Annotated in this window: 5 protein-coding genes; 3 read left to right on the forward strand and 2 right to left on the reverse strand. The window is 65.3% G+C overall.

The genetic code is table 11. From position 1 onward, the window contains the following. Positions 1 to 118: 118 nt before the first annotated feature. Positions 119 to 775, forward strand: coding sequence for a S8 family serine peptidase (locus ACZY0Y_RS19525; protein ID WP_463959892.1), 657 nt, complete (start codon positions 119 to 121; stop codon positions 773 to 775). Between the two features lie 107 nt (positions 776 to 882). Here ACZY0Y_RS19525 and ACZY0Y_RS19530 read toward each other — a convergent pair whose 3' ends face one another. Further along, positions 883 to 1,923, reverse strand: coding sequence for a M14 family zinc carboxypeptidase (locus ACZY0Y_RS19530; protein ID WP_463959893.1), 1,041 nt, complete (start codon positions 1,921 to 1,923; stop codon positions 883 to 885). A 560-nt stretch (positions 1,924 to 2,483) separates the two neighbouring features. Here ACZY0Y_RS19530 and ACZY0Y_RS19535 point away from each other — a divergent pair. After that, positions 2,484 to 3,629 (forward strand): DUF6544 family protein, encoded by a 1,146-nt coding sequence (locus ACZY0Y_RS19535; protein ID WP_463959894.1) that lies wholly within the window; start codon positions 2,484 to 2,486, stop codon positions 3,627 to 3,629. An 8-nt stretch (positions 3,630 to 3,637) separates the two neighbouring features. Continuing rightward, a complete protein-coding gene (locus ACZY0Y_RS19540; protein ID WP_463959895.1) occupies positions 3,638 to 4,141 on the forward strand; it encodes an SRPBCC family protein in 504 nt (167 codons plus the stop codon). Between the two features lie 335 nt (positions 4,142 to 4,476). On the opposite strand, the gene ACZY0Y_RS19545 is transcribed toward ACZY0Y_RS19540, so the two are convergent. Then, positions 4,477 to 4,881, reverse strand: a complete 405-nt coding sequence (locus ACZY0Y_RS19545; protein ID WP_463959896.1) for a VOC family protein — start codon at positions 4,879 to 4,881, stop codon at positions 4,477 to 4,479. Positions 4,882 to 5,014: the final 133 nt, after the last annotated feature.

Genomic DNA, 5,014 nt, shown 5'->3' on the forward strand with positions numbered 1-5,014 from the left:
GTCTTTGAACTCCTGGGTAAATCGTCTACGTGATGCGGTCATGCTGATCTCTACTTTCAGTAGACCCCCATTTTAAGAGGGCCCACTGCCCGAGAAATGCGCGGCAGCCCACACGCACGTGGCCGGTATCGTCGCCGCCACCGCCGACAACACGGTTGGAGTTGCCGGCGTGTGTCCGGGATGCACCATCCTGGACGGCAAAGTCCTCAACGACAGCGGGGTTGGCTCCAGTTCGAGCCTTGCGAACGGCATCAACTGGGCCGTCAATAACGGTGCGAAGGTTATCAACATGAGCCTCGGGGTGCGGGCATCACGCACCCTCGAAGCTGCCGTCAACAACGCCTGGAGCAAGGGCGTCGTGCTCGTTGCCGCAGCAGGCAACGGCAGTAACCAGAGCAAGATCTACCCAGGCGCATACCCCAACGTCATTGCCGTCGCCGCCACCGACAACACCGACGCCAAAGCATCGTTCTCAACTTATGGAGCCAGCTGGGTGGACGCCGCAGCACCCGGAGTCAATATCTACTCAACATTCCCAAACCACACGTTTGTCCTCGGGACGCAGAACAACCGCTCCTTCGGCTACGACCTCGGCAACGGGACCTCCATGTCCTCACCCATCGTCGCGGCAACTGCCGCGCTCGCCTGGAGCTCCCACGCCGGCGCCACGAACATGTCAGTCCGCGCAAACATCGAGACAACCGCCGACAGACTTCCCGGCACGGGCACCTACTGGGCGCATGGTCGTGTGAACGCCAACAACGCGGTCCGCTAGTCCGCGTCGCCCACCCAGTGGATCGGCCCGTGCGGCCGGGTGGAATTAGGGGACTGCCGCTGGGGGCGCGGCCCTCCGGGACCCCCCAGCGGCAGTTCGCGGGGAACCTACTCCGAGGTGCGGGTGGTCTGCTCTGCGAGGGTGTCCCAGAAGGACGTGTCGGCGGTGGCGATCGACCCGTCGGCAATGGCCCGGGCCGTTGCGTCCAGGGTGACCACGGTCTGCCTGATCAGGTAGCCGTTGCTCTTCTGGCCGAGCACGGCGGAGTCCCTGGTGTTGTCCGACATTCCGCGCATCTCGAACAGGAGGGTCGAAATGCCGTATTCCACCGCGATGCCGTTGCGGCTGATGGTTTCGGCATCTCCGCCGACGTACCTGCCAAGGTGGCCCCACCCGGTGGAGTCGACGGCGTCGAACACCACGGAACCGAGGCGCTTGGATCCTTCAAGCACGGCCGGGTCGACGTTGGGGGTGGTGGGGTAGAGAATCGAGCCCGACACCAGTTCCCCGTCCCTTTCACTCTGCGTCCCCTGGTGGTGGAGATCGATCATGTAGTCGATGTCGTAGGCACGCATCACGTTATCGTGCAGCGCCTGCGTCTCCGGCTCGAGCTTGTTCACGTGGTCGCGGTTGAGGTCCACGTTGTTCGCATTGGTCCGCGTCAGCGTCCTGCCGCCGTCGGCGATGTAATCATCCAGCGCGAAGTCGACGTCTCCCATGGCACCGTCGGGGTTGAGCATGGGTACCACCAGGATGTTCACGCCGTCGAGCACTCCCTGGGCCTTGCCCGTGCCCAGGTGCTTGATGAACTCCAGCGCACCCTCCGTGGTCAGCTGTTCGTTGCCGTGCTGTTGCGTCAGGTAGAGGATGGTCGGGTTGTCCGGGTTGGTAATGTACTTCGCCAGGTACAGGTCACGGCCCTTGACCGACTGGCCGATCACTTCGAGCTCCAGCGCGGACTGGCGGGCGTCCTGCTTCTTTAGTTCAGCGACCACCTCGTCGTAGGAGCGCAGGATCGAGGTATTGATGGTTTCGTTGCCACCGTAATTGGGGCCCTCGCCCACAGCAAAGGCGGGAGCAGCGGCGGTTGCGCCAGTTGTCAGCAAGACGGCCAGCGAGAGTGCAGCGAATTTTCTGGGTGCGTTCAACTTGTTCCTCCAAAAAGTGGATGTGACAAGATGAGTCAAATGCCACCGCGTAGTTGTGTCAAGCAATTGTTCGTGCTGCTGCGCCGAAGCCATCCGGGTCCGGGAGACCGTTCGCCGGCTCTTGAAAAGATCCTGGTCACCGTGATGTGATCGACCTCGGTGGCACCTGCGCCGCCCGCGTCATCGAAGGGCTGATTTCCGTCCGGCTCCGCCTCCGGGGCGCACTTGGCTCCGGTCTTACAGGCTGCTGATGAAAGGCCCCTCACGATGAAAGCTGTTCAGATCGCATCCCGCGGATCTTCTCTTGAAGTTGCCGAGCGCGACGTCCCCGAGATCCCGCGCGGTCACGTCCTGAATAGGTCGCCTCATTTTAGCGGTGCTGCGGGACCGGTCTTGAGCTTGCCAACCGCTTCCGCCAGGCGCACCCGGACGATCCCACCCCCGCTGGTGGCGACCATTTTTCCCCCGGCCCGGTCCGCAGTCGGTCTGGTCCTCGCTGCCGTCCCGTTCGCCGCGGTGCTCGGCCGTCCACACACCATCTCGTCCGCAGGAGGGACATCATGAGAACACTGATTCGTTGGACTGTTGGCCTGATCGTGGTCATCCACGGCCTCATTCACCTGATGGGTGTGGTGGAGGGATTCGGGTGGGCCGACGTGTCGCAGCTCACCCAGCCGATCAGCGCGTCGATGGGTGTCGCCTGGCTGGTCGCCGCGGTCGTGGTGGTCGCAGCCGGTGTGATGTTGTTGGCCGGGCTCCGCTGGGGGTGGGCGGTCGCCGGGCTCGCTGCGGTCGTCTCCCAGGCGGTAGTCGTCACGTCGTGGACCGACGCCAAGGCGGGAACAGCGGCCAACGTGCTGCTGGCGCTCGCCGCGGTGTACGGGTTCCGCGCGAACGGTCCGACCAGCTTCCGGGCCCGGTCCCGGCGTCTCGCCGATGAAACGGTCCGGTCCGCGCTGTCGGTTGCCGGGCCTCCCGGCTCGCTGGTGACCGACTTCGATCTGGCCCATCTGCCGCTGCCCGTGGCCGACTACGTGCGCGCCGCAGGTGCGGTCGGGCGGCCTCACGTGGTCGGTTTCCGGGCTGACATCAGGGGTCGTATCCGTGCAGGCGCGGACAAGCCGTGGATGCGGTGGACCGGGGAGCAGACCAACACGTTCGGTCCCGAGCCGAGCCGGGTGTTCTTCATGGACGCGACCATGAAGGGGCTCCCCACCGACATCCTCCACGCCTACGTCGGCCCCGCGGCGACGATGCAGGTGCGGCTCGCATCGCTGCTGACCCTCGTCGATGCCCATGGCCCGGAGATAGACCAGGCCGAGACGGTGACGCTGCTCAATGACCTGTGCGTGCTGGCGCCCGCTGTGCTCGTCGACGCGCCCATCGAGTGGACACCCATCGACGATCGCCACGTGAGTGCCACGTTCACCAACGCCGGTCACACCGTGAGCGCCGTGCTCACGTTCAACGACAACCACGAACTCGTCGACTTCGCCTCCGACGACCGGCTGGCGGCATCGCCCGACGGCCGCACTTTCACGCCGAGAACCTGGTCCACCCCCGTCACCGACTACCGCAGTTTCGACGGCCGGCGTATCGGCGCGTTCGGCAGGGCCCGGTGGCATCCCGCCGACGCACCCAGCTTCGACTACCTCGAGTTCCACACTGACGACATCACCTACCTCGAGCCCGGTCATGGCACTTGATCGGGTGGGTGTGGCAGAGCGAGTATTGGGACGATGAACGCACCCTCGCGATCACAATCGCCGCTCCGTCGCCACTGGTCTGGCCGTGGCTTGTGCAGATCGGTTGCACCCGTGCGGGGTGGTACAGCCATGACCTGCTCGACAGCCGCGGCCACCGGAGTGCCACGACCATCGAACCTGCCTGGCAGGACCTGCACGTCGGACAGTGGGTGCCCATGGTGCCGAAGCCGCAGCCCACGGAGCGGACTGCGTTCCGAGTCGATTCGTTCGAGGTCGATCGCTGGCTGCTGTGGACGAAGCCGGACTCGACGTGGTCGTGGCAGCTGACGCCGTCCAGCGATGGCGGCACGCGCCTCGTCAATCGCATCCAGGCCCTCTACGACTGGCGAGCTCCTCTGAGCGCGTCGCTCAGCGTGGTCCTGCTGGAGTTCGGCGACTTCGCGATGAACCGCCGGATGATGCGCGGCATCAGGACCCGAGCCGAGTCCCTCGTCACTGAACGCGAGGGATGACGAGATGACTGAGCCGACTCTCAGCGCGCCAGCACGCCGGCCATTGCCCTCAGGCTAAGAGCCGGCGGCACGGCCTTCCACAGTCGAATGCCTCCGAGCAGCCACAGCACTGCCCTCGCATGAACCCGGCCATCCCGCCGTCGACGTTCAGGCCTGGAAAGGTGGAGTTCTCACAGTGGGAGTCCTGACCTGAACGGCACGGCAGGCACAGCCCGCACGTGACCAGCGGGTGCCGGCGGTGTGGACCGGGTCACAACCGGAAAGAAGAGGGGCTATCACGCGGCGAGAACGGGCCGCGGACCGAACGCGACGGCGGCCCGCCGTGAAGTGCGGGACTAGGCCGCCTGGTTGAAACGGACCATGTTCCCGGACGGGTCGCGGAAGGCGCAGTCGCGCGGGCCCCAGGGCTGGACGATGGGTTCCTGGAGGACCTCCGCGCCGGATGCCCGGACGGCCTCGAACGTGGCGTTGAGATCGTCGGTGCGGAACACGAGGACGGGGAGGGCGCCCTTGACGAGGAGTTGTTGGAGGGCGTCGCCGTCGTCCTGGGAGCGGCCGGCGTGCGGAACGGACAGCACGAGCTCCAGATCAGGTTGGGCCGCGCTGCCAAGGGTGACCCAGCGCTGCCCGTCCGAGCCGACGTCGTTGCGCACTTCCAGGCCGAGCACGTCCCGGTAGAACGAGAGCGACTCGTCGAGGTCATTGACGGTGATTTGCGAGTACTGCAGTGAAATGTTCATGTCTTCCACGCTAGGGCAGCGGCTAAGCCTTGATCCACCGATCCGCCTGGGCTGATGATCTGGATCTGACTTTTGGCGGTTTTGCGGGCTGAGTGCGTGGTGGGGTGCCGGGCCTCGCTGCCCTTGGGTGTTC

The organism is Pseudarthrobacter kochi (assembly GCF_055412805.1).